Raw genomic sequence first — 24,329 nt, 5'->3', positions numbered from 1 at the left:
GTGGTACGAAAGCTCCTGGATCAAAGCCTACTCAGGCCACCCTGAGAAAACCTTGATGCCTTTCGGGAATTGCATCAAGGGTGGCAGTGGATGACTGGGGCTACGTCGTAGGGACGGGACATTCTCAGCACTCCAGGCACGAGCCGGACCCCCTCCGGCGCCTTGCCACAACTGGACGGCCCCTGATGCCCTTGAGCGGGTCAGCGCAGCCCGAACATGAGCGGGGTCCCAGCCGCACATGCCCCGGACGGCTGCACCGTCACGGCCCGCCCGCTGATCTCCTCGGGCAACAGGGCGACCTTGGGCGATAGCGCGGCCGAAGGCCGCCCGAGGAAGAGCAGCCCGAGCGACAGCGAGGACCGCTCGGGGGGCTCCAGCAGGCCAACCCGGTAACAGGGCAACGGGTGGGTGGAGCCGCGCAACCTACTACAGCGTGGGGAGGAAGCCGACCTTGTCGCGGACCTCGGCCATGGTCTGCCTGGCCACCGCCGACGCGCGTTCCGCGCCGATGGCCAGCAGGCGGTCGAGCTCGGCCTCGTCCGACAGCAGCTTCTCCGTACGCTCCCTGATGGGCGTGAACGCGTCGACCACCGCCTCCGCCACGTCCTTCTTGAACGTGCCGTACCCCTGCCCCTCATACCGGGCCACCAGCTCGGGAATGGGCGTCCCGGTCAGCGCGGACTGGATGCGGAGCAGGTTGGAGATGCCGGGCTTGTTCTCCTCGTCGAACAGCACCTCGGAGCCGGTGTCCGTGACCGCCCGCATGACCTTCTTGCGCAGCGGGCCCGGCTGCTCGAGGACGTCGAGGATGCCGGCGGGGCTCGAGGAGGACTTCGACATCTTCGCCGTCGGGTCCTGGAGGTCGGTGATCTTCTCGACCTCCTTGAGGATGTACGGCTCCGGCAGCGTGAACGTCTCGCCGAAGCGGTGGTTGAAGCGCTGGCCCAGGTCTCGGGTGAGCTCCAGGTGCTGCTTCTGGTCGGCTCCCACCGGGACCCGGTTGGCCTGGTAGAGCAGGATGTCGGCGGCTTGAAGGATCGGGTACGTGAAGAGGCCGACGCTGGCCGCGCTCTCACCGAACTTGGCCGACTTGTCCTTGAACTGGGTCATCCGGGCCGCCTCGCCCATGCCGGTGAGGCAGATCAGGATCCAGGCGAGCTCCGAGTGCTCGCGTACGTGCGACTGCACGAAGACGGTGGACCGCTCCGGGTCGAGGCCGGCGGCGAAGAGCTGGGCGGCGGCCACGCGGCTGCGGCGGCGCAGCGCGTCGGGCTCGGTCGGCACCGTGATCGCGTGGAGGTCGACCACGCAGTAGAAGGCGTCGTGGGTCTCCTGCAGGGTGACCCACTGGCGGACGGCACCAAGGTAGTTGCCCAGGTGGAAAGAGTCCGCTGTGGGCTGGATGCCGGAGAGAACACGAGGTCTGGCCATAGCAGGCAATTGTGTCAGGAATCCCGCTCTGGCGGCGACTCGACTGCCGGACGGTGTTTCACTCTCACCCTGGAGATACGGCGCCCGTCCAGCTCGGTTACTGTCATCTCAAATCCCGTTATTTCCACCTTTTCCCCTACAGATGGCACATGCCCCAGCATCGCCATGACGAATCCGGCCAGGGTCTCGTACGGGCCGTCGGGCAGCCGGATGCCGGTCTCGGTGGCGAAGTCGTTGAGGTTCGTGAGGCCGTCGATCTCGATCTCCCCGGCGGGCAGGACCACGATGTCCTCCTCGACGTCGTATTCGTCCCTGATGTCCCCGATCAGCTCCTCGACGAGGTCCTCCATGGTCACGATGCCCGCCGTGCCGCCGTACTCGTCCACCACGATCGCCAGGTGCTGCCCCTCGTCGCGCATCTCGTTCAGGGTGCTGAGCAGCCGCTTCGACGCGGGCACGAACTTCGCCGCGCGGATCGGCACCACCGCGCTGATCGGCTCGGTCTGGCCGGTGAGCTCGGGGTCCAGCAGGTCACGTACGTGCACGAACCCGATGACCTCGTCGTACGTGTCGCGGTATACGGGGAAACGCGAATGCGGCAGCCCGGCGGCGAGGCGGGCCGCCTCGTCCAGCGGAGTGTCGGCGTCCATGAACTCCACCTCGGTACGCGGCAGCATCACCTCCCTGAGCTGCCGCTTCCCCGCCGCGAACACCTCGCCGATCAGCTTGCGCTCGTCGGCGGTGAGATCGGTGTGCCCGACCACCATGTCGCGCAGCTCCTCGGTGGTGACCTCCTCGCGGCCGGCCTCCGGGTTGCCGCCGAGCAGCCGGACCACGAGGTCGGTGGACTTCGACAACATCCAGATGATCGGCCGCGACAGCGACGCGATCCGGTCGAGGAACGGGGCCACGTACAGCGACAGCCCCTCGGCCCGCTGCAGTGCCAGCCGCTTGGGCGCCAGCTCACCCAGCACCAGCGACGTGTACGAGATCGCCAGAGTCACCAGCACGAGCGCGAGCACGGGAGCGACGGCCTCGGGCACCCGCCAGCGTACGAGCAGGGGCACCAGTTGCCCGGAGAGCCGGTCGGCGCCGAACGCGGCCGACAGCATGGTGGCCACGGTCACGCCGATCTGGACGGCGGACAGGAAGCGGTTGGGGTCGCGGGCGAGCTTGGCCACCCGCTCTCCCCGGCGGCCCCGCTGCGAGAGCTTGCGGACCTGGCTGTCCCGGAGGGAGACCATCGCGATCTCGGCGGCGGCGAAGAAGCCCCCGATCAGGATGAACAGCAGAACCAGGGCGACGTTGGCCGCGACGGTGTCAAACATGGTGGTTGGCAGCGTACTCGGCGGCTTTCCCGCGTATGCTGAACGGCAAGCCGTACAAAATCAAACATATTTGAACAGGAGCACACATGAGGCTATTGGTGACCGGGGGTGCCGGGTACGTCGGCAGCGTCGTCGCGGCGCAGCTCATTGAGGCAGGACACGAGGTGACGGTACTCGACGACCTGTCAACGGGGCATCAGGACGCGGTGCCGGAAGATGCCAGATTTGTCCAAAAAAGCATCACCGAGGCCCATGACGCGCTCGACGGCATGGACGCGGTGCTGCACTTCGCGGCCAAGTCGCTGGTCGGTGAGTCGGTGGAGAAGCCGGGACTCTACTGGTCCAACAACCTCGGTGGCACGCTGGCCCTGCTCGACGCCATGCGGGACAAGGGGGTGGGCAGGATCGTGTTCTCCTCGACGGCGGCCACGTACGGCGAGCCCGAGCGCTCCCCGATCGAGGAGGACGACCCGACGCGCCCGACCAATCCCTACGGGGCCTCCAAGCTGGCCGTCGACACCGCACTGAGCGCGTATGCGCGGATCCGCGGCCTCGGCGCGGTGAGCCTGCGCTACTTCAACGTGGCCGGCGCCTACGGCCGCTACCGTGAGCGGCACACGATCGAGACCCACCTCATCCCGAACGTCCTGAAGGTCGCGACCGGCGAGCGCGAGTCCGTGAACGTCTTCGGCACCGACTACCCGACGCCCGACGGCACCTGCGTGCGCGACTACATCCACGTGGCCGATCTGGCGCGGGCGCACCTGCTGGCGCTGGACGCGATCGTGCCGGGCGAGCACCAGGTCTACAACCTGGGCAGCGGCAGCGGCTTCAGCGTGCAGGAGGTGATCTCGGTCTGCCGTGAGGTCACCGGCCACGAGATCCCGGCCGTCGTCGCGGACCGCCGCCCCGGCGACCCCGCCGTGCTGGTCGCGTCGTCCGCGAGGATCCAGCGAGAGCTGGGCTGGAAGGCCGAACGGCCCTCGCTGCGCGACATCGTTTCCGACGCGTGGGACGCGCTTTCCGCAAATGCGTGATACGGCGCCGCAAAATGTGCTGTGATACCCAAATGTGAGGAACTTTTCACCAAGGGTCACGAAGCTGCTCTTCGGTGTCCTCATTGTGGCGGGTTGCCTTCTGGCCGCCGCAGGCGTGACCTTCGCCACGCCGCAGGCCGCTCCCGCCGTGCAGCAGGTGTCCTGCCCGCCCTGAAGCCCCCCGCGTGAAGCGGGGGGCGGGCAGGCCGGACTCGAGGACTCAGATGAGGCCGAGGTCCTTCACCGCGTCGCGCTCCTCCGCCAGCTCGCGCACGCTGGCGTCGATCCGGTCGCGGGAGAACGCGTCGATCTCGAGACCCTGGATGATCTCGAACTTGCCGTTGGCCGCGCGCACGGGGAACGACGAGATGAGCCCCTCGGGCACCCCGTAGGAGCCGTCGGAGACGACGGCCGCGGAGGTCCACTCGGTGCCGTTGACCCAGTCGTAGACGTGGTCGACCGCCGCGTTGGCCGCCGAGGCGGCCGAGGAGGCGCCACGGGCCTCGATGATGGCGGCGCCGCGCTTGGCCACCGTCGGGATGAACGTCTCGCGCAGCCACTCGGGGTCGACCTGCTCGGCCGCGACCTTGCCGCCGACCTCGGCGTGGAACAGGTCGGGGTACTGCGTCGCGGAGTGGTTGCCCCAGATGGTCATCTTCTTGATCTCGGTGACCGGGACCTGCAGCTTGGCGGCCAGCTGGGACAGCGCGCGGTTGTGGTCGAGCCTGGTCATCGCGGTGAAGCGGTCGGCCGGCACGTCGGGCGCGTTCTGCTGGGCGATGAGCGCGTTGGTGTTGGCCGGGTTGCCCACGACCAGGACCTTGATGTCGTCGGCGGCGTGGTCGTTGATCGCCTTGCCCTGAGGGCCGAAGATGCCGCCGTTGGCGCCGAGCAGGTCGCCGCGCTCCATGCCGGCCTTACGCGGCATGGCGCCGACCAGCAGGGCGACGTTGGCGCCGTCGAAGGCGACGTTGGGGTCGTCGGTGATCTCGATGCCGGACAGCTGCGGGAACGCGCAGTCGTCGAGCTCCATGGCCGTGCCTTCGGCCGCCTTCACCGCCGCCGGGATCTCCAGCAGGCTGAGCTTGACCGGGACGTCGGCGCCGAGCAGCTGCCCCGACGCGATGCGGAACAGCAGTGCGTAGCCGATCTGACCGGCTGCTCCGGTGACGGTGACCTTGACGGGCCCCATGGCCTTCCCCTCACTCGCGGGATATTCGCTGACTTTGGGATGTTACCCGCTCGTCATCAGCAGGTTTCCATCGCGGGCACCTTCAGCTCAGGTGCGAAGTCGACCTTGGCGAAGTGCCTGGTCAGGAGCTGCTTCATGAAGCCCGTGCGGTAGAGGTCGGCGATCACGGCCTTGACCGCCTTGCAGGTCTTCACGTCGCCGTTCCTGATGCCGACGGCGTAGCGCTCGTTGTTGAGCTTGACGCCGAGGATCTTGTAGCGCATGTTCTCGCGCGCGGCGAACCCGGCCAGGATCAGGTCCTCGCCAGGGACCGCGTCCACTTTGCCGCTCCTGAGCAGGTCCATGCAGAGGGCATAGTTGGCGGCGTTGACGGGCTCGACCTTCACCTTGTCCTGCACCTCACCGACGGACGGGCTGTCGGGCGCGCAGAGCTTCTTGCCCTCCAGGTCGTCGAGAGAGTCGATACCGCTGCCCGCGCGGACGAGGACGTCGTGGTGCGCCAGGTAGTACGGCCCGGCGAACTGAGTCTCGCTGTTGTCGACGGAGTATGTGGCCACGACCAGGTCGACCCTGCCGTCGGCCAGGGCGCTGGCCCGGCTGTCCCTGCTGACCTGGAGGAACGCGGTGTCCTTCGCTCCTAACTCCGCGGCGATGCGCTTGGCGACCTCGATGTCGAAGCCCGAGAAGCCGTCGCCGTCCGACAGCCCGACGCCGGGCAGGTCACCCTTGACGCCGATCACGATCTTCCCCGTCTGCGCCACCTTGTCCATCACCGTGTCGAACGTGCTGGGAACCTCCTGCCCAGACGTCTCCGTAGGCTTCGGCTGCTCGCCGAACGCCAGCGGCCAGCCGTTCAGCGCCAGCGCGACGGCCGCGGCGGCGAGCAGGACGATCGCGGTGACCAGCGCGAGCCACACCTTCGCGCGGCGCGACCGCGCGGGCGCGGCGCGCTCGGTCACCGGGTACGGCGCCTCGGGCGGCGCCGTCACGGCCGGCTCGTTCCGGAAGGGCGGCGCCGCCGGGGCCACGTCCTTCTGGGAGGGCGGCACCGTCGGGGCGGCCTCCTTCCGAGCGGGCAGGTCCGTGATCGACCCGGCCGACACCCTGCTGAACGGCGTGGTGTCGTCGCCGGCCACCTGCACGCCCCGGGTGAGCACCGCCGTGGACGCCCCGGCGGTGGACGGCTGGCCGAGCAGCCGCAGCAGGATCTGGTCGGCGGACGGCCGGTCGGCCGGCGACTTGGCCAGCGCGGAGCGCACCACGCTCTGCAGCGGCTCCGGCATCATGCCGACGTCGACCTCGTGGTTGAGAATGCGGTTGAGCACCACCGCGATGGACTTGCCCTCGAACGCCTGTTTCCCGGTGGCCGCGAACGCGATGGTGGCGCCCCACGAGAACACGTCCGTATAGGGCCCCACGTCGTCGCCCGCGATCTGCTCGGGCGCCATGTAGGCGGGCGTGCCGATGGCCCGGCTGGTGATCGTGCCGGTGGAGTCGATGATCCTGGCGATGCCGAAGTCCACCACGCGCGGCCCGTCTGGGGCGATCAGCACGTTGTCGGGCTTGAAGTCCCTGTGGACGATCGCGGCGTGGTGGATCGCGGTGAGCGCGGTGGCGGTGCCGATGGCCAGCCGGTCGAGCACGGTGCCGGTGATCGGCCCGTCTGTGTCGACGATCTCCCTGAGCGGCCGGCCGTCGATGTACTCGCTCGCGATGTAGGGCGTGTCGCCGTCGAGATCGGCCTCGATCACCCGGGCCGTGCAGAACGACGCCACCCGCTGCGCCGCCTTCAGCTCCCTCGCGAAACGCGACCTGGCGATCGTGTCACCGCTGAACTTCACATGCAGGAGTTTGATCGCGGCGTTCTCTCCCCTGTCGTTGACGCCCAGGTAAACGATGCCCTGACCGCCTTCTCCGATCCGTCCGGACAGCCGGAAGGACCCCAGGTGGGCGGGATCGCCGGCGACCAGCGGCGAGATTTGCGGCATTCGTCATCCCCACGTGTGCTGAACCCCAACCACGCAAACTTTACGACGGTCAGCAACTCCTCAGGGAACCGTTAACCGTTCGTGACGTCACGGTTTTACTCACCGGCTTGCCCGCGCCTGCGGCGATCCCGGCTCCGCGCCGAGTTGCGCGCGCGGCCCTTCACGTGGAGGCTCGGGATCATGGATCGCCCCTTCGACATCGTGCTCTTCGGAGCCAGCGGCTTCACCGGCGCGCTCACGGCCGCCTACCTCGCCGAGGCCGCGGGCCCCGGCGCGAGGTGGGCGCTGGCCGGGCGCGACCGCGCCAAGCTGGAGCGGCTCGGGCTCGACGTGCCGATCCTGCTCGCCGACGCCACGGATCCGGCCTCGGTGGCCGGGCTGGCCCGCCAGACGCGCGTCCTGGCCACGACGGTCGGCCCCTACGTCACGTACGGCGAGCCGCTGGTGGCGGCCTGCGCCGAGGCCGGCACTCATTACCTGGACCTGACGGGCGAGGCCGAGTTCGTGGACCGGGTCTACGTCCGCTACCACGACAGGGCGGCCAGGAGCGGCGCCAAGCTCGTGCACGCCTGCGGCTTCGACTCCATCCCGTTCGACCTTGGTGTGCTCCAGACCGTCGGCCACCTCCCCGAAGGCGTCCCGCTCAAGGTGAGCGGCTTCCTGCGGGCGAGCATGAGCCCGTCGGGCGGCACCCTGGCCACCATGATGTCCATCTTCGGCCGCGCACGGCAGATGGTCGAGCAGGGCACACAGCGCCGCTCGGCCGAGCCCAGGCCCGCCGGTCGCAAGGTGAGCTCCCTGCCCGGCGGCGTCCGCTACGTGGGCGGCTGGGCACTCCCGATGCCGACCGTCGACCCGTTCATCGTCGGCTACTCCGCCCGGCTCCTCGACCGCTACGGCCCGGACTTCACCTACCGCCAGCACTACGCCGTCAGGACCTTGCCCGCGGCCCTGGCCACGGCGGCGGGCGCGGGCGCCTTCGCCGCGCTCGCCCAGATCCCGCCCGTACGCGGCTGGATCCAGGGCCGGGTGCGGCCCGGCGACGGCCCTTCGGCCGAGCGGCGCGCGCGGAACTGGTTCAAGGTCACGTTCTTGGGCGTGGGCGGGGGCGAGCGCGTGGTGACGGAGGTCGCAGGCGGCGACCCGGGCTACGGCGAGACCGCCAAGATGCTCGCGGAGTCGGCCCTCTGCCTCGCCTTCGACGACCTGCCGGACCGCGCGGGCCAGCTCACGACGGCCTCCGCCATGGGACAGCCGCTCATCGACCGGCTGCGTGCGGCAGGCATGACGTTCGCCAGGAAGCAGTGATCCGGCAGGCGCCGGGCACGCGTCAGTAGGGCAGGCTCCACTTCACGAAGGCCTTGCGCAGGTACGGGGTCTTGAACTTCGGATACGCCACCGTGCTCACGTCCCCGTCCGAGGTGTAGATCATGTCCGGGTTGGTCTTGAGCCAGTCCAGCCAGGCCTCCGAGCAGAACTGCTTGCAGTCGCCCTTCTTCTCCATGACCTTGATCCTCGGGATCCCCACCGGGTCGAACGCCTTGCTGAATGGCGACGCCGCGGGCGTGTACCCCGCCAGGAACGCGCCCTGGTGGTTGTAGAGCTTGCCGCCGTGCAGGGCCCATTCCCTCTTGCTCGGCTGGTTGCCGTACGGCAGGGCGATCGTGACCGGGTTGATGTGGGTCAGGGAGTTGATCTGCTTGCCGATCGAGCCGATCTGCTCCTCGACCTCCTTCTGCGAGCGTCCGCGCAGGTTGATGTGGTCGCGGGTGTGGTTGCCGATGTCGAAGCCGTTGTCCTTGAGCCAGACCAGCGTCTGTGCCTGCTCCTCGGGCACGGTCTTGCCGAACATGTCGCGGGTCACATAGAACGTGGCCTTCGGGCGGAAGCCCGGGTGCTTGGCGGCCACCTCCTGCAGGATCGCGACGGCCGTGTTGGGTGCGGGTACGCCCACTTCGTTGAGCGTGAGCTGCGATGGGGAGGAATCATCGAATGTCAGGACCACCGGGTGCTTGCCGGCCGGGATGTCGATCTTGCCGGTCACCATCTCGGCGGCCGTGATCGGCACGTACCCCTCCCTGGCCAGCCGCTCCAGGTCCGCGCGGAACTGCTGCGGCGTCCTGTCGTCCGTCGAGCCCGGCTTGTCGATGATCCGGTGGAACATGAGCACCGGGATCTGCCCCAGCTCGTTGGCCTTGATCTTGGCCGCGAACTGAGCCTTGGCCACCTTGCTCGCCTTGAGCTTGGCGGCGGCGTCGGCCTTGGTGTCGGCCAGCTTGACGGTGCTGGGCTGCGAGTCGCAACCGCTCAGGATCGTTGCGGCGGCCAGCAGGCCGAGTCCACTGAGAATACGCAGTCGCATCCGAACCCCCCGAGACGCGTACGACTGTTACGAGGAGGCTCTTACCCAGCTGATCAACTACGGCACGCCGTCGCACCGTCAAGAGATGGTCTGGGAACAACGAAAGGGCCGCCCGCGGGCGGCCCTTCGAGGTGCAACGGTCAAGAGGCCATCTTCTTCTTGAGGTTCTCGTCCAGCGCCGCCAGGAAGTCCTGGGTGGTGAGCCACTTGGCGTCGCCGCCGACCAGGAGCGCCAGGTCCTTGGTCATCTGGCCGCCCTCGACGGTCTCGACGCAGACCTCCTCCAGCTTGTTGGCGAAGTCGGTCACGGCGGGGGCGTTGTCGAGCTTGCCACGGTGGGCCAGGCCGCGCGTCCACGCGAAGATCGAGGCGATCGGGTTGGTGGAGGTGGGGTTGCCCTTCTGGTGCTCGCGGTAGTGGCGAGTCACGGTGCCGTGCGCGGCCTCGGCCTCGACGGTCCTGCCGTCGGGGGTCATCAGGACCGAGGTCATCAGGCCGAGCGAGCCGAAGCCCTGGGCCACGGTGTCGGACTGCACGTCGCCGTCGTAGTTCTTCGCGGCCCAGACGTAGCCGCCCTCCCACTTCAGCGCCGCGGCGACCATGTCGTCGATGAGGCGGTGCTCGTACGTGAGACCGGCCTTCTCGAAGTCGGCCTTGAACTCGGTCTCGAAGACCTCGGCGAAGATGTCCTTGAAGCGGCCGTCGTACGCCTTGAGGATCGTGTTCTTCGTGGAGAGGTAGACCGGGTAGTTGCGAGCCAGGCCGTAACGCATCGACGCGCGGGCGAAGTCGCGGATCGACTCGTCCAGGTTGTACATCGCCAGCGCGACGCCGCTGCTGGGGAAGTCGTACACGTCGAGCTCGATCGGCTCGGAGCCGTCCTTCGGCGTGAACGTCAGGGTCAGCGTGCCCTCGCCGGGGATCTTCAGGTCCGTGGCGCGGTACTGGTCACCGAACGCGTGACGGCCGACGACGATGGGCTTGGTCCAGCCCGGCACGAGGCGCGGCACGTTGGACATGATGATCGGTTCGCGGAAGATGACACCACCGAGGATGTTGCGGATGGTCCCGTTGGGGGACTTCCACATCTTCTTGAGACCGAACTCCTCGACCCGCGCCTCGTCCGGGGTGATGGTGGCGCATTTCACACCGACGCCGTACTTCTTGATGGCGTTGGCGGCGTCGATGGTGACCTGGTCGTCCGTCGCGTCTCGGTGCTCGATGCCGAGGTCGTAGTACTTCAGATCGACGTCGAGGTAGGGAAGGATCAACTGGTCCTTGATGAACTGCCAGATGATCCGGGTCATTTCGTCGCCGTCAAGCTCGACGACCGGACCCTCCACCTTGATCTTGGGCATGCGAATGGTTCCCCTTCAATGAATTGATGCGTTGAGGCTATCGGACCGTCCGTCATCGGGCGAAAAGGGACAGGATCAGCGCCTTGAGCTCGTTGTTGTAAAGCAGAAGCGAGGTCAGGACCAGCACGAACCCGAACCCGGCAAGCGTGATGACGTCGACCCTCTGGCTTCGTACGGACAGCTGCCCGCCGTACCCGGCGAAGCGGAGAGCGGCGGCCATCATGATCACGCCGCCCAGCACGAACCCGCCCCAGCGCAGGTCCGCGAGAAGGATCACGAGCACGCCGACGACCGCACCCGCCAGTATCAGCGGGTACGGTCCCCAGCTCTCACGCTCAGTCCGATGATCGCTCAATGCTCTTGCTCAACGCTCGTGCTCAACGCTCGTCGATCGGCTTCCACTTCTGGTCGGTCTCTCCGATGTACTCACTGTCGGGCCGGATCAGCCTATTGTCCGCATGCTGCTCGATGACATGGGCCGTCCAGCCGGCCATGCGGCTGACAGAGAAGACCGGCGTGAAGAGGTCGGTCGGGATGCCGAGATAGTGGTAGACCGAAGCTGCATAGAAGTCCACGTTCGGATAGAGGCCCTTCGTCTCGAAGACGACCTCCTCCATTTCCTTCGACATCCGATAGTAGGTGTCATCGCCGCTCGCCTCAGCCAGTTCGGCGGACATCCTGCGCAGATGCGTGGCGCGCGGGTCCTCGGTCTTGTAGACACGGTGCCCGAAGCCCATGATCTTCTCGTGCGCCGCGAGCTTGTCGCGCACGGTCTGGGCCACCTGGCCAGGCGGGATCGACTCCAGCGTCTTCATGACCTGCTCGTTCGCGCCGCCGTGCAGCGGGCCCTTGAGCGTGCCGATGGCGGCCACGATCGCGGAGTGCATGTCGGAGAGGGTCGCGGCGCAGACGCGGGCGGCGAACGTGGAGGCGTTCATGGTGTGGTCCGCGTGCAGCACCAGGCACTCGTCGAAGATCTCGACCTCGCGGGGGCCGGGGGCGCGGCCGGTGATCTCGTGCAGGAAGTTCGCGGCGATGCTCAGGGACGGGTCCGGCTCGGGGACGCTGCCGCCGGTGCGGGCGGCGTGATAGCGGGCCACCAGGAGGGGTTGCTGCGCGGTCAGCCGGGCCGCCTTGCGCAGGTTGGCGTCGGGGGCGATGGAGTCCTTGTCGGGGTCGTCCGCGCCGGAGAGCGACACCAGCGAGCGCAGTGCCTCCATCGGTTTCTGTTTCTCGGCGATTTCGGCGATGTTCGCGGACACGAGGGCGCCCAGCTCCCGGCCCTGCGCCAGCTCCTCGCCGTAGGCGTCGAGCTCGGACCGGTTGGGCAGCTTGCCGCGCTGAAGCAGGTGTGCGGTCTCCTCGAACGTCGCGCGGCCGGCCAGGTCGTGGATGTCGTATCCACGGTAGAAGAGCCGACCGGCCTTTCCGTCGATGTCGCTCAGCGCTGTGGACGCCGCTACGACATCGGCCAGACCTTTCGTGGGCTTGTCCGCCATGAGTGTTTCCTCCGCTTATCTTCGACCGAAGTCTACCCGTGAGCAGGCAAAACCGTCCGCAAAGGTCCAGACCAATTTCACGTCGGATTCTCCTTTCAGCAAAGGAGATTCCGCATCCCCTCGTTTGGGTAAGCCGGAGCTGTAGTAATAGTTACGGCGGGCTACCTGGGGAGGAACTGCCGTGCCCAGGAGGAGGCGTGCCGTTCATACGCTGCCTCACAAGGGGAGGAACCGCCAGTGGAGGGGCCGTTCATACGCATCGAGGACACTGGCGAGGTGGTCCCGTTGCGCCCCGAGATCACGACGGTCGGGAGGGGCCGGGGAGTCGACATCCGGCTCACCGATCCCAGCGTGTCCCGGCTCCATGCCGAGTTCGTCAGACGAGGACCCTACCTGTACGTCGTCGACCTGGGCCTGTCCAGGAACGGCACACGGGTGAACGGCAGGCCGATCGCCCGGAGGGTCCTTGACGACGGTGACGTCGTCTCGTTCGGCGCGGCGCGGGGTCGCATCGGTGGAGTCCCCCGTGAGGACTTCACCCCCGAGGTCGAGCTGCGCAGGGCGGCGGCGCCCGAGCTGACCAGGCGCGAGGTCGACGTGCTGACCTCGCTCTGCAGGCCGGCGCTGTCGGATGAGGCGTTCGTCGCCCCGGCGACCGCACGCGAGATCGCCGACGACCTGGTCGTGACCGAGGCCGCGGTCAAGCAGCATCTGCTGCGGCTCTACCAGAAGTTCAGGATCCCCGAGGGCACCAACCGGCGCACGCGCCTGGCCAACGAGGTCGTCGCGCTCGGTCTGGTACGCCCGACCCCCGTGGTGCCACCACAGCGGTCGTCGGGCGCCCCCGCCGAGCAGCCGTCGACGACGGCTGGGCGAAGGGCTTCCTAGGGACGGAGCTTCTTGGAGACGGCTCTTGGGCCTGATCGCGACCGGGGCTTCGGCGAGGGGTTCCGGCAGCGTCGGAACCTGAGTGCCACAGTGCCCGCGACCACGGGAAGCGGGCACGTCGCCGGCCGGGAGAACCGGCCGGCGACGCGAGCAGGCGTAGCACGCCCTCAGATCACCCTGAAGCCGTTGCTCGGCTTGCTGGTCCGGTTGGCCCGGTCCACCGCCATCACGTAGTAGTGGTCGCCGCGCTTCCCGTCCGGGTCCGTCCAGCGGACCTGCCGGTCGCCGGGCACGACCGCGACGAGGTTGCGCGCGTCGGCGAACGCGTCCGAGGAGGCGTGCCCGTCGAAGCGGAAGATCGCGAACAGGAACGGTTCGTCCCTGCCGGTGGCCACGGCCCGCACCTCGACGCCGCCGGAGCGGCGCAGCGCGTACGCCAGCACGGGCCTGTGCGGCGGCTCGCCGTTCGCCAGCCTGGGCAGCACGGGACCGAGTGCCGGCCGCTGGTAGTGGTCGTTGACGGCGGTCGAGATGGAGCCGATCCTGTCGACCTTGACGTCGTTGGCGTTGTACCAGATGTCGCCGCTGACCTCGGGATGGTCCCTGTTGAGCGTCAGATGGGCGGACAGCTCGCCGGGGGCCTGCCACTGGGCCACCTGTGCCGGGTCGCCCGCCTTGTAGGCGGCCTGGCCGATCCACAGCAGGGTGTTCGTGCCGCTCGCCACGTCGGACCACCACGGGACGAGCTTGGAGTAGTCGGCCGGCGGCTGCCCGATGTACCAGTAGAGCTGCGGCGCGATGTAGTCGAGCCAGCCCTTCTTGACCCAGCCGCGGGTGTCGGCGTGCAGGCTGTCGTACGACTGGCCGCCGTTGGTCTCCGAGCCGAGCGGGTCGGTGGCCTTGTTGCGCCAGATGCCTGACGGGCTGATGCCCCACGCGATGTCCGGCTTGGCTTCGAGGACCCGCTGCTGCATCTCCTGGACCATGAGGTCGACGTTGTTGCGCCGCCAGGAGGCCAGGTCGGGGAAGCCGGCGCCGTACTTGGCGAACGTGGCACTGTCGTCGAAGGCCGTGGTGTTGGTCGGGTAGAAGTAGTCGTCGAAGTGCAGGCCGTCGATGTCGTAGCGGGTGACCGCGTCCATCATCGCGTCCTGGCAGAACTTCCGTACCTCCGGCAGGCCCGGGTTGTAGTAGAGCTTGCCGCCGAACGGCAGGATCCAGTCGGGGTGCTTGCGCCCGGGGTGGTCGGGGTGGAGCTTGGCGGGGTCGGACTGCATCGAGACGCGGTACGGGTTGAACCAGGCGTGGAAGGCCAGGCCGCGCTTGTGCGTCTCCTCCACGGCGAACCCGAGCGGGTCATAGCCGGGGTCCTGGCCCTGGGTGCCGGTCAGGTACTGTGACCAGGGTTCGAACGGTGACGGCCAGAACGCGTCCGCGGTCGGCCTGATCTGCACGAACACCGAGTTGAGCTTGCGCTGCACCGCCACGTCCAGCCAGGCGAGGAACTCGGCTTTCTGTTGCTCCGCGGTCAGTCCCGGCTTCGAGGGCCAGTTGATGTTGACTACGGAGGCGATCCACATGCCGCGCATCTGGTGCAACGGCGGAACGTAGTCCGCCTGCGCTAAGGCGGGCAGCGGCACCGCGGAAGCGGCGGCGGCGAGGGCGAGACCCTTGAGGAGAGTCCTTCTGCTGGGCATTGGGGGGTGGCCTCTCGAAAGTGGTTGTATCGAAGGCGACGATGACAGAAAATTACCTTCAGATCAACAACTGTGAAGGAAAATGCCGATGAGCGGAGACCTGTCCAGGCTCGCGATGACCGTGCTGCATCCAGGGTACGAGGGGACCTCCGTTCCCGACTGGATGCGGCGCGCCCTGAGCGATGGTCTCGGCGGGGTCGTCCTGTTCGCCCGCAACGCCATTGACGCACAGCTCGTACGGCATTTGCGCGCCGAGAACCCGGGCGCCGTCATCTCCATCGACGAGGAGGGCGGCACGGTCACCCGGCTGGAGGTCCTGGCCGGCAGCTCCTTTCCGGGCAACAGGGCGCTGGGCGTGGTGGACGACGTGGCCCTCACCGAGCGGGTGGGCCGCCAGATCGGCAGGATGCTGGCTGAGCTGGACATCACGCTCAACTACGCGCCCGATGCCGACGTGAACTCCGACCCCGCCAACCCGGTCATCGGCGTGCGTTCGTTCGGTGCTTCCCCCGATCTGGTGTCCCGCCACACGGTCGCGTACGTGAACGGGGTGCAGGGCGCGGGCGTGGCCGCGTGCGCCAAGCACTTCCCCGGCCACGGGGACACGGTCACCGACTCCCACCTGGCGCTGCCGACCGTGCACGCCTCCCGTGAGGTGTTCTTCTCGCGCGACCTCCCGCCGTTCCAGGCCGCGATCGGCGCGGGGGTGCGCGCGGTCATGTCGGGCCACCTGCTCATTCCCGCTCTCGATCCGTCGATGCCGGCGACGCTGAGCCGTACCGTGATGACCGAGCTCCTGAGGGGCGAGCTCGGCTTCGACGGGATGCTCACCACCGACGCGATCGAGATGCAGGCGGTGGCCGCCATGTTCAGCCCCGGCGAGATCGCGGTGAGAGCCCTGAACGCGGGCGCGGACGCCATCTGCGTGGGGATCTGCACCGAGGGGATCGTCCACGAGATCCATGACGCGATCGTCGCCGCCGTGCGCGCCGGCGAACTGCCCGAGGAGCGGCTCGCCGAGGCGGCCGGGCGGGTGCTCGCGCTGTCCGAGTGGTACGGCGCACAGGCGGCGCTGCGTGACAAGGCCCGGGGCGACGTCGACCGGCGCGTGGGCCTGGAGGCCGCCAGGGCGGCGCTGACCACCTCGGGCACCGCCACGCTCGACCGGGGACCGCTGGTCGTCGAGGTCAACACCCGCCTCAACAAGGCCGTGGACCCCTCCACGCCGACCGGCATCACGGCGGCGCTCACCTCCCTGCTGCCGAACACGGCCCGGCTGCAGCTGGACCCCTCGGGTGAGCTGCCGGATCTCGCGAACGACGAGCGACCGGTCGTGCTGGTGGTGCACGACGCCGCCCGCCACGACTGGGTGCGCTCGACGGTGGCCCAGGCACTGGAGATGCGGCCCGACGTGATCGTGGTGGACACCGGCGTCCCCGCGCCCCCGGGCAAGGCGGTCCACGTGGCCACTCACGGGATCTCCCGCGTGTCCGCGCAGGCCGCCGCTGAATGGCTGACTCAGTGACCGCCGAATCCGCCAACCCGGTCGCCGCCGTACGTGCCGTGCTGCCGTCGCTCACGCCGGCGGCGCAGGGCATCGCCCGCATCATCCTGGACGATCCCGGGCTGGTGGTGCGGAGCACGATCACCGAGTTCAGCGCGGTCTCCGGGACCAGCGAGGCCACCATCGTGCGGACCGCTCGCGCGCTGGGCTTCACGGGGTACTCGCAGATGCGCTTCGCGCTGGCGGCGGCCGTGGCCAAGGAGCCGGAGCGGCTGGTGCCCGGCGACCTCGGGCCCGACGACCCCCTGACGGACGTGATCGCCAAGGTGGCCCGGGCCGAGTCGGAGGCGCTGGCCGACACCGCGGCGCAACTCGATCCCGATCAGCTGGGCGAGGTCGTGAAGGCCATCTCGGTGGCGCGGCGAGTGGACGTGTACGGGGTCGCGGCCTCGGGACTGGTGGCGGCGGACATGTCGCAGAAGCTGCTGCGGATCGGGCTGTCGAGCCATCCGTTCAGCGACGCGCACCTGGCCCTGACCAGCGCCGCGCTGCTCCGGGAAGGCGACGTGATCGTCGCGATCAGCTGCAGCGGGGAGACGCCCGACGTGCTGGTCCCCGCCCGGACTGCCGCAGAGGCCGGGGCGCTGGTCGTGGCGATCACCAACAATCCGCGGTCTTCGCTGGCCGAGCTGGCCGACCACACGCTGGTGTCGGCGGGACGGGAGACGGCCTTCCGCCCTGGGGCGCTGGCCAGCCGGATCAGCCAGCTGCTGATCGTGGACTGCATCTTTGTGGGGTTGGCGCAGCGGACGTACGACTCGGCCGACGCCGCCATCCGCGCGACCCGCGAGGCCACGGACCGCTACCGCAACCGCTGAGGGCCGGTCAGGCGCGGGCGACCGACAAGGCGGCCAGGTCGGCTTCGATCTTGGCGGCCGTGGCCAGCAGCGGGGGGAGCAGGTCGCGCCGGGCCGCCTGGAGGGTCGTGCGGCTGGCGTGGGTCGAGACGTTCACCGCGGCCACCGTGCGGCCGGACCGGTCGCGGACGGGCGCGGCGATCGAGCGCAGCCCCTCCTCCAGCTCCTGATCCACCATCGCCCACCCTCGCTCCCGCACCTTGTCCAGCTCCGCGCGCAACGCCGCGGGCAGCACGATCGTGCGGGAGGTGAGACGGCGCAGCCCGGCCCGCTCCAGGTAAGCGTCCAGCTCGGCCGGAGGGAGGGCGGCGAGCAGCACCCGCCCCATCGACGTGCAGTAGGCGGGGAACCGGGTCCCGATGCTGATCGTCACGCGCATGATCCGGGCCGTCGCCACCCGGGCCACGTAGACGACGTCCTCCCCGTCCAGCACCGCCACCGAGGCCGACTCGTGCACCTCGGCCGCCAGGCGTTCCAGGTGCGGATCGGCGACCTCGGGCAGCGACAGGCTCGACAGGTACGCGTATCCCAGCTCCAGCACCCGGGGCGTGAGCGCGAACAGCCGCCCGTCGCTGCGCACGTACCCGAGGTCCTCGAGCGTGAGCAGGAACCGGCGGGCCGCCGCCCTGCTGAGCCCGGTCGCGCGGGCCACCTGGCTGAGCGTCAGCTGGGGCTCCGTGGCGCTGAACGCCCGGATCACCGCGAGCCCCCGGGCCAGCGACTGCACATGATCAACCATCGTGATCCCCTTGACATGGGCGGACAAAGGCGTAAGTTCCGCGATACGGGGCTGTTCGGTCAGAGAATACATGTGCGCATTGCGAACAAATAGGAGCAACCGTGCGTCGCTCTCTCATCGTCCTCGCCGCCTTACTCGTGGCCGCCTGCGGCGGCACGCAACCCGCCGCCTCGCCAGGGCAGGCCAGGCAAGCAGACAAGGTCAACGCCGGAGTGATCGCGATCGTCGACACCGCTCCGATCCACCTCGGCAAGGCCAAGGGCTTCTTCAGCGAGCAGAACATCGACCTCACGATCACTCCCGTCCAGGGCGGCGCGGCGGCGATCTCGGGGGCGGTGAGCGGGCAGTTCCAGTTCGCCTTCGCGAACACGACCTCGCTGCTGACCGCCAAGCAGCAGGGCCTCGACGTCAAGGTGGTCGCCAACGGCGTCTCCTCCACCGGCCAGCAGGGCAAGGACTTCAGCGCGGTGCTGGTCAAGCAGGACAGCCCGATCAAGACGGCCAAGGACCTGGCGGGCAAGAAGATCTCGGTCAACCAGCTCAAGAACATCGGCGACACGACCGTACGCGCTTCCGTGCGCAACGCGGGAGGCGACCCCACCGGCATCCAGTTCGTGGAGCTGCCCTTCCCCGACGCGCCCGCGGCGCTGCAGAGCGGCCGGGTGGACGCCATCTGGGTGGTCGAGCCGTTCGTCAGCCAGGCCATCAGTCAGGGGGCGCGCCCCGTGGCCTGGAACTTCGCCGACGCCGCACCCAACCTGACCGTCGCCATGTACTTCACCACGAGCCGGACCGACCCCGACCTGACCAAGCGGTTCGCGGCGGCGATGCGTAAGTCGCTTGAGTACGCCGACTCGCATCCGGACGAGGTCAGAGAGGTGCTGAAGACGTACACCAAGATCGCCCCTGAGGTGATCGCGAAGATCTACCTGCCGAAGTGGCCCGTCGAGGTGAACAAGGCGTCCGTGCAGACCGTGGCCGACCTGGCGCTGGCGGACGGGGTGCTCAAGCAGAAGGCCGACGTATCGGCGCTGGTGCCGTGACCGGTGCGCTGACGAGGATCGGGTACGGCCTCGCCGGGCTCGGCGGGCTGCTGGCGCTGATGGAGGCCGTGCCGCGGCTGGGCCTGGTCGACGAGCGGTTCCTGCCGCCCGCCTCGCGCATCCTGGGCACGCTCGCCGCGGAGCTGGCCACGCCCGAGCTGTGGATCGCGCTCGGCGAGACCATGCGCGGCTGGGCGCTGGGGCTGGCGCTGGCGTTCTGCGCCGCGGTCGTGGCGGGGGTGGTCATCGGCATCGTGCCGGGGCTGCGCGCGCTGACGAACTCCACCGTCGAGTTCCTGCGGCCCATCCCGTCGGTCGCGCTGGTGCCGCTGGCGACGCTGCTGTTCGGGCCGTCGCTCGGCTCGACGCTCATGCTCGTGGTGTACGCGTCGTTCTGGCAGGTGCTCATCCAGGTCCTGTACGGCGTCGCGTCGGTGGACTCCGTGGCCTTCGACACCGCCAGGTCGTACGGGCTGTCGGCCTGGTCCAGGGTCAGGCACCTGGTGTGGCCGACGGCGCTGCCGTACGTCATGACGGGGCTCAGGCTGGCGGCGGTGGTGGCGTTCATCCTGGCGGTGACGGCGGAGCTGGTGATCGGCAGCCCCGGCCTGGGAGCCGAGATCCAGGTGGCGCAGAGCAGCGGGGCCGTCCCGACCGTGTACGCGCTGATCGTCCTGGCCGGGCTGGTGGGCATCGGGGTGAACGTGGTCGTGCGGCTGCTCGAACGGAGAGTGCTGGCCTGGCATCCGAGCGTCCGGTCGGAGGTGGCCGCATGAGAGTCATCAGGCTGCTCGCCCTGCCCGTGCTGCTGGTGCTGGTCTGGTGGGCGGTCAGCGGGAGCACGTTCTACCTGCCGAGCCCCGGCGTGGTGGGGCAGGCGTTCGCCGAGACCTGGTTCTCGGAGCGCCTGGTCGAGGACGTGCTGCCGAGCGTCGGGCGGCTACTGGCGGGGTACGCCTTTGCGGGGCTGCTCGGAGTGGGCCTCGGCGTGCTGATCGGGTCGTCGTGGCGGCTGCGGGCCACGCTGGAGCCGGTGCTGGAGTTCTTCAGGGCCATCCCGCCGCCCCTGCTGGTGCCGCTGATCATGTTGCTGGCCGGGATCGACACCCCCATGAAGGTGCTGGTCATCGTGTCCGGCTGCGTGTGGCCGATCCTGCTGAACACCGTGGAGGGCGTACGTGCGCTGGACGAGGTCCTCGCCGACACCTGCCGCATGTACGGCGTACGCGGCGCGTCCAGACTGCGGCGGTTCGTGCTGCGCGGCGCCAGTCCGCAGATCATGACCGGGCTGCGGCAGGCGCTGTCCATCGGGATCATCCTCATGGTCATCAGCGAGATGTTCGCCAGCTCCAGCGGGCTGGGGTTCACGATCGTGGTGTTCCAGCGGCAGTTCCAGATCGCCGAGATGTGGAGCGGGATCCTGCTGCTCGGGCTGCTCGGCCTGGCGCTGTCCTTCCTCTTCCGCCGCGTGGAGCGGCGGGTGCTGTCCTGGTACTACGGCAGTGGAGCCGCCCGTGCTTGAGATCTCCTCGTTGAACAAGGTCTATGAGAGCCCGGGGCGCCGGGTGGAGGCGATCCGCTCGATCACCTTCGGCGTCGGCGCCGGTGAGCTGGTGTGCATGGTGGGGCCTTCCGGGTGCGGCAAGACCACGTTGCTGAGGTGCGTCGCCGGGCTGCTGCCGGTCAGCGGGGGCGAGGTGCGGGTGGACGGCGCGATCGTGACCGGGCCGCCGCCGCGCATGGCCGTGGTCTTCCAGGAGTACGGCCGGAGCCTGTTCCCGTGGATGACCGTGCGGCAGAACGTCGAGCTGCCGCTGAAGGAGAAGAAGGTGCCCGCCGCGCGGCGGCGTTCGCTGGTCTCGGACTCGCTCGAGGCCGTCGGACTCGGCGACGCCGCCGACGCCCATCCCTGGCAGTTGTCGGGCGGCATGCAGCAGCGGGTGGCCATCGCCAGGGCGGTGGCGTACGAGCCGCAGGTGCTGCTGATGGACGAGCCGTTCGCCGCCGTGGACGCCCAGACCAGGGCCGACCTGGAGGACCTGATCCTGCGGCTGTGGCGGGACCTCGGGGTGACCACGCTGTTCGTCACCCACGACATCGACGAGGCCGTGTACCTGGGGCAGCGGGTGATCGTGCTGTCCTCGTCGCCGACCGTGATCATGGAGGACCTGAAGGTCGACCTGCCCCCCGAACGCGATCAGCTCACGACCCGGTCGCTGCCTCGCTTCGGGGAGCTGCGCGGGCACGTCTACCGGCAGATCCAGCGGGCGAGGGGCGAGCGATGACCACGGTCAGGGACGCCACGTTCGACGTGCTCAGGCAGTACGGGCTGACCACGATCTTCGGCAATCCCGGCTCCACCGAAGTGACGCTGCTGACCGGGCTGCCGGACGACCTGCGTTTCGTGCTCGCCCTCCACGAGGGGTCGGTCGTGGGGATGGCCACGGGGTGGGCGATCGGGCATGAGGCGCCCGCGCTGGCCGTCCTGCACACCACGGCAGGGCTGGGGAACGCGGTGGGCGCGATCGCCACCGCCCGGGTGAACCGGGTGCCGCTGGTGATCCTGGTCGGGCAGCAGGATCGGCGGCATCTGGCACTGGAGCCGTTCCTGACCGGAAGGCTCGCCGGGCTGGCCGGGGACTATCCGGTGTGGGTCGATCAGCCGGTGCGGGCGCAGGACGTGCCGGGGGCGGTGGCGCGGGCCTTCCACGAGGCCACGACCTTCCGCGGGCCCGCGCTGGTGGTGGTGCCGATGGACGACTGGGAGGCGCCCTTCGCCTCGGCGACGGTGGCGGCGCCCGTTCGGGTGGCGCGGCCTGCCGGCGTCTCGGACGATGACCTGGCGCCGCTGGTGGGGCTGCTGTCGGGGGCCCGGTCCCCGGCGATCGTCGCGGGCGCGAGGGCGGAATGGGAGTCGCTGGTCCTGCTGGCCGAGCGGCTGGGGTGTCCGGTGTTCCAGGAGTCGTTCGGCGGGCGGGCCGGGTTCCCGCAGGACCATCCGCAGTACGCCGGGGTGCTGCCGGCCGACCGGGGCCGGCTGCGGGAGGTGCTGGCCTCGCATGACGTGGTGCTCGCGGTGGGGGCTCCGGTGTTCCGGCAGTACCCGTACGCGCCCGGTCCGTTGGTGGCGCCGGGGACGTCGGTCGCGGTGGTGACGGACGACCCGGCCGAGGCGCATCGGAGCCCGGCCTCCCTGGCCTACCTCGCGTCGCCGTCGGCCGTCTGCGCTCGCCTGGCCGCGCTGCTTCCCTCTCGTTCCCCGGCCGTACGGCTGGCGGACGTACCCGACATTCCCGAATTGCCAGCGGCAGGGCGGCCGTTGCGGGCGGCGCACGTGCTGCGCGAGCTGGGCCTGCGGCTGCCGGCCGACACCGTACTGATCGAGGAGACCCCGTCCTCCCGCCCCGACCTGCACCGGCTCGTGCCCGCCAGGACCCCGCTCGGCTTCCTGTCGGCGGCCATGGGCGGGCTGGGGTTCGCCGTGCCCGCCGCGGTGGGCCTGCGGATGGCGCTCCCCGGCCGTCCCGTGGTCGCGGTCGTGGGCGACGGGTCGGCGCTCTACGGCATGCACGCCCTCTGGAGCGCCACGCACTACCGGGTGGGCGCGCTGTTCGTCGTGCTCGCCAACGGCCGGTACGCGGTCATGGACCGGCTGGCCGACAAGCAGGGCGGCAAGGCGCCGTGGCCGCCGTTCACCGAGGTGGACATGGGCGGCCTGTCCAGGTCACTGGGGTGCCCGGCCAGACGGGTGGACGCGTACGACGAGCTGACGGCGGCGCTGGACGAGGTACTGCCGTCGCTCTCCACCCGCGAGGAGCCGCTGCTGCTCGACGTGACCGTGACCGTGGATCCGGATTTCCAGCCTTAGGAGGCTCACCATGACGTTCCTTGACCCCAAGATCTGGACGGGGCAGATCTTCGACGGCGGATGGACGGCCTCGCGGGCCGGTGATGCCCCGGTCATCGAGCCCGCCACCGGCAACGAACTCGGCCGCGCGGGCACGGCCGGCGCCGACGACGTGGCGGCGGCCGCCGTACGGGCTCGATCCGCGCAGCGGGCGTGGGCCGCGACGCCGTACGAGGAGCGGGCGGCACTGCTGCGGCGGGCCGGGCGGCTGTTCGAGGAGCACGAGCAGGAGATCCAGGACTGGATCGTCCGCGAGTCCGGCGGCGTGCCGGGCAAGGCCGGGTTCGAGACGCACGTGGCGGCGCAGGAGTGCTACGAGGCGGCGGCGCTGGCCTCGCAGCCCCTCGGCGAGGTGCTGCCGACGGCCCGCAAGCGGCTCAGCTTCGCGCGGCGGGTGCCGGTCGGGGTGGTGGGGGTGATCGCGCCGTTCAACTTCCCGCTGATCCTGGGCATCCGGTCGGTCGCCCCGGCGCTCGCGCTGGGGAACGCGGTCGTGTTCAAGCCGGACCAGCGTACGGCCGTCTGCGGCGGGTTCGCGATCGCGCGGGTCTTCGAGGAGGCCGGGCTGCCGAGCGGGCTCCTGCACGTGCTGCCCGGCGGTCCCGAGGCCGGTCAGGCGCTGGTCGCCGACCCGAACATCCCCGTGATCTCCTTCACCGGCTCCACCGCCGCCGGGCGCAAGGTCGGCGAGGCCGCGGCGCGCCTGCTCAAGCGGGTGCACCTGGAGTTGGGCGGGAACTCGGCGCTGGTCGTGTTCGACGACGCCGACCTGGGTCCTGCCGTGTCCGCGGGCGCGTGGGCGTCGTTCTTCCACCAGGGGCAGATCTGCATGACCTCAGGGCGGCACCTCGTGCACGAGGCCGTGGCCGAGGAGTACGTCGAGCGCCTCGCCGCCAAGGCCGCGGGGCTTCCGGTCGGCGACCCCGCCACCGGGCAGGTCGCGCTCGGGCCCCTCATCGACGCCGGGCAGCGCGACCGGGTGCACCGGCTGGTCACCTCGAGCGTGGAGGCCGGGGCCCGGCTCGCCGCCGGAGGGACGTACGAGGGGCTGTTCTACCGGCCCACCGTGCTGGCCGGGGTGCCGGTGACCGCGCCCGCGTACGCGGAGGAGGTGTTCGGGCCGGTGGCTCCGGTGACGACGTTCTCCACGCTGGAGGAGGCGGCGGCGCTGGCCGCGGACTCCGAGTACGGGTTGTCGCTGGGCATTCTCACCCGCGACGTGATGAAGGGCCTGGCCCTGGCCGACCTGGTGCCGACGGGGATCGTGCACATCAACGACCAGACCGTGGACGACGAGGCCGTGGCGCCGTTCGGCGGGGTGGGGGCCTCGGGGACGGGAGCTCGGTTCGGCGGCACCGGGGCGAACGTCGACGCCTTCACCGAGACGCAGTGGGTCACCATGCAGGGGGACGTCGCCGCGTACCCGTTCTAGGTCGTGG

General features: G+C 69.6%; 22 protein-coding genes. 11 read left to right on the top strand and 11 right to left on the bottom strand.

The genetic code is table 11. The features are described 5' to 3' along the window. Positions 1 to 200 precede the first annotated feature (200 nt). The 3 genes from ACQPWU_RS06320 to ACQPWU_RS06310 are packed head-to-tail and all read right to left on the bottom strand — an operon-like array spanning position 201 to position 2,759. Positions 201 to 422, bottom strand: a complete 222-nt coding sequence (locus ACQPWU_RS06320; RefSeq protein ID WP_433437576.1) for a hypothetical protein — start codon at positions 420 to 422, stop codon at positions 201 to 203. A gap of 4 nt (positions 423 to 426) precedes the next feature. After that, positions 427 to 1,431, bottom strand: coding sequence for a tryptophan--tRNA ligase (trpS, locus tag ACQPWU_RS06315; protein WP_433437574.1), 1,005 nt, complete (start codon positions 1,429 to 1,431; stop codon positions 427 to 429). 14 nt (positions 1,432 to 1,445) lie between these two features. Further along, positions 1,446 to 2,759, bottom strand: a complete 1,314-nt coding sequence (locus ACQPWU_RS06310; protein ID WP_433437572.1) for a hemolysin family protein — start codon at positions 2,757 to 2,759, stop codon at positions 1,446 to 1,448. An 86-nt stretch (positions 2,760 to 2,845) separates the two neighbouring features. On the opposite strand from ACQPWU_RS06310, the gene galE reads away from it, so the two are divergent. After that, positions 2,846 to 3,796 carry a UDP-glucose 4-epimerase GalE gene (galE, locus tag ACQPWU_RS06305; protein ID WP_433437570.1) on the top strand — a complete coding sequence of 317 codons (951 nt, stop codon included), beginning with the start codon at positions 2,846 to 2,848 and terminating at the stop codon, positions 3,794 to 3,796. A gap of 220 nt (positions 3,797 to 4,016) precedes the next feature. Here the strand turns inward: galE and ACQPWU_RS06300 are convergent, their stop codons facing one another. Both ACQPWU_RS06300 and ACQPWU_RS06295 read right to left on the bottom strand, forming a co-directional pair. Further along, positions 4,017 to 4,988 carry a malate dehydrogenase gene (locus tag ACQPWU_RS06300; RefSeq protein WP_433437568.1) on the bottom strand — a complete coding sequence of 324 codons (972 nt, stop codon included), beginning with the start codon at positions 4,986 to 4,988 and terminating at the stop codon, positions 4,017 to 4,019. Positions 4,989 to 5,044: 56 nt separating this feature from the next. Further along, positions 5,045 to 6,976: a serine/threonine-protein kinase gene (locus tag ACQPWU_RS06295; RefSeq protein ID WP_433437567.1), complete on the bottom strand. Its 1,932-nt coding sequence runs from the start codon at positions 6,974 to 6,976 to the stop codon at positions 5,045 to 5,047. 180 nt (positions 6,977 to 7,156) lie between these two features. Here ACQPWU_RS06295 and ACQPWU_RS06290 point away from each other — a divergent pair, with 180 nt between their 5' ends. Then, a complete protein-coding gene (locus tag ACQPWU_RS06290; protein WP_433437565.1) occupies positions 7,157 to 8,284 on the top strand; it encodes a saccharopine dehydrogenase family protein in 1,128 nt (375 codons plus the stop codon). Positions 8,285 to 8,306: 22 nt separating this feature from the next. Here ACQPWU_RS06290 and ACQPWU_RS06285 read toward each other — a convergent pair whose 3' ends face one another. The 4 genes from ACQPWU_RS06285 to ACQPWU_RS06270 all read right to left on the bottom strand — a co-directional run bounded on the left by ACQPWU_RS06285 (position 8,307) and on the right by ACQPWU_RS06270 (position 12,195). Further along, on the bottom strand, positions 8,307 to 9,338 hold the full coding sequence (locus ACQPWU_RS06285) for a polysaccharide deacetylase family protein (RefSeq protein WP_433437563.1): 1,032 nt from the start codon (positions 9,336 to 9,338) through the stop codon (positions 8,307 to 8,309). Between the two features lie 140 nt (positions 9,339 to 9,478). Continuing rightward, positions 9,479 to 10,696, bottom strand: a complete 1,218-nt coding sequence (locus ACQPWU_RS06280) for an NADP-dependent isocitrate dehydrogenase (protein WP_433437561.1) — start codon at positions 10,694 to 10,696, stop codon at positions 9,479 to 9,481. Between the two features lie 52 nt (positions 10,697 to 10,748). Continuing rightward, positions 10,749 to 11,051 (bottom strand): DUF3017 domain-containing protein, encoded by a 303-nt coding sequence (locus tag ACQPWU_RS06275; protein WP_433437559.1) that lies wholly within the window; start codon positions 11,049 to 11,051, stop codon positions 10,749 to 10,751. Between the two features lie 22 nt (positions 11,052 to 11,073). After that, positions 11,074 to 12,195 carry a citrate/2-methylcitrate synthase gene (locus tag ACQPWU_RS06270; protein ID WP_433437557.1) on the bottom strand — a complete coding sequence of 374 codons (1,122 nt, stop codon included), beginning with the start codon at positions 12,193 to 12,195 and terminating at the stop codon, positions 11,074 to 11,076. A gap of 237 nt (positions 12,196 to 12,432) precedes the next feature. On the opposite strand from ACQPWU_RS06270, the gene ACQPWU_RS06265 reads away from it, so the two are divergent. Next, the gene (locus tag ACQPWU_RS06265) at positions 12,433 to 13,083 is read left to right on the top strand and encodes an FHA domain-containing protein (protein WP_360682823.1); all 651 of its coding nucleotides are present in this window, start codon (positions 12,433 to 12,435) and stop codon (positions 13,081 to 13,083) included. A gap of 167 nt (positions 13,084 to 13,250) precedes the next feature. Here ACQPWU_RS06265 and ACQPWU_RS06260 read toward each other — a convergent pair whose 3' ends face one another. Then, positions 13,251 to 14,780: a glycoside hydrolase family 10 protein gene (locus ACQPWU_RS06260; RefSeq protein ID WP_433437555.1), complete on the bottom strand. Its 1,530-nt coding sequence runs from the start codon at positions 14,778 to 14,780 to the stop codon at positions 13,251 to 13,253. 88 nt (positions 14,781 to 14,868) lie between these two features. Here ACQPWU_RS06260 and ACQPWU_RS06255 point away from each other — a divergent pair, with 88 nt between their 5' ends. Together ACQPWU_RS06255 and ACQPWU_RS06250 are read left to right on the top strand one after the other, a co-directional pair. Continuing rightward, a complete protein-coding gene (locus ACQPWU_RS06255; protein WP_433437553.1) occupies positions 14,869 to 16,305 on the top strand; it encodes a glycoside hydrolase family 3 protein in 1,437 nt (478 codons plus the stop codon). Beyond that, positions 16,302 to 17,162 carry a MurR/RpiR family transcriptional regulator gene (locus tag ACQPWU_RS06250; RefSeq protein WP_433437552.1) on the top strand — a complete coding sequence of 287 codons (861 nt, stop codon included), beginning with the start codon at positions 16,302 to 16,304 and terminating at the stop codon, positions 17,160 to 17,162. The genes ACQPWU_RS06255 and ACQPWU_RS06250 overlap by 4 nt, the downstream gene beginning before the upstream one ends. Positions 17,163 to 17,169: 7 nt before the next feature. Here the strand turns inward: ACQPWU_RS06250 and ACQPWU_RS06245 are convergent, their stop codons facing one another. Continuing rightward, positions 17,170 to 17,940 carry an IclR family transcriptional regulator gene (locus ACQPWU_RS06245; RefSeq protein ID WP_433437550.1) on the bottom strand — a complete coding sequence of 257 codons (771 nt, stop codon included), beginning with the start codon at positions 17,938 to 17,940 and terminating at the stop codon, positions 17,170 to 17,172. Between the two features lie 101 nt (positions 17,941 to 18,041). On the opposite strand from ACQPWU_RS06245, the gene ACQPWU_RS06240 reads away from it, so the two are divergent. The 6 genes from ACQPWU_RS06240 to ACQPWU_RS06215 are packed head-to-tail and all read left to right on the top strand — an operon-like array spanning position 18,042 to position 24,322. Then, positions 18,042 to 18,983 (top strand): ABC transporter substrate-binding protein, encoded by a 942-nt coding sequence (locus tag ACQPWU_RS06240; protein WP_433437548.1) that lies wholly within the window; start codon positions 18,042 to 18,044, stop codon positions 18,981 to 18,983. Continuing rightward, positions 18,980 to 19,759: an ABC transporter permease gene (locus tag ACQPWU_RS06235; protein ID WP_433437546.1), complete on the top strand. Its 780-nt coding sequence runs from the start codon at positions 18,980 to 18,982 to the stop codon at positions 19,757 to 19,759. Before ACQPWU_RS06240 ends, ACQPWU_RS06235 begins: the two co-directional genes overlap by 4 nt. Further along, a complete protein-coding gene (locus tag ACQPWU_RS06230; RefSeq protein WP_433437543.1) occupies positions 19,756 to 20,505 on the top strand; it encodes an ABC transporter permease in 750 nt (249 codons plus the stop codon). Before ACQPWU_RS06235 ends, ACQPWU_RS06230 begins: the two co-directional genes overlap by 4 nt. Beyond that, positions 20,498 to 21,268, top strand: coding sequence for an ABC transporter ATP-binding protein (locus ACQPWU_RS06225; protein WP_433437541.1), 771 nt, complete (start codon positions 20,498 to 20,500; stop codon positions 21,266 to 21,268). The genes ACQPWU_RS06230 and ACQPWU_RS06225 overlap by 8 nt, the downstream gene beginning before the upstream one ends. Then, complete coding sequence (locus ACQPWU_RS06220; RefSeq protein WP_433437538.1) at positions 21,265 to 22,851, top strand: thiamine pyrophosphate-dependent enzyme; 1,587 nt, start codon at positions 21,265 to 21,267, stop codon at positions 22,849 to 22,851. Before ACQPWU_RS06225 ends, ACQPWU_RS06220 begins: the two co-directional genes overlap by 4 nt. Positions 22,852 to 22,861: 10 nt before the next feature. Beyond that, a complete protein-coding gene (locus ACQPWU_RS06215; protein ID WP_433437536.1) occupies positions 22,862 to 24,322 on the top strand; it encodes a benzaldehyde dehydrogenase in 1,461 nt (486 codons plus the stop codon). Positions 24,323 to 24,329: the final 7 nt, after the last annotated feature.

The sequence above is a fragment of the Nonomuraea sp. CA-141351 genome (assembly GCF_050944675.1).
Taxonomy (GTDB): domain Bacteria; phylum Actinomycetota; class Actinomycetes; order Streptosporangiales; family Streptosporangiaceae; genus Nonomuraea.
This window is presented reverse-complemented; position numbering and strand designations above follow the sequence as displayed.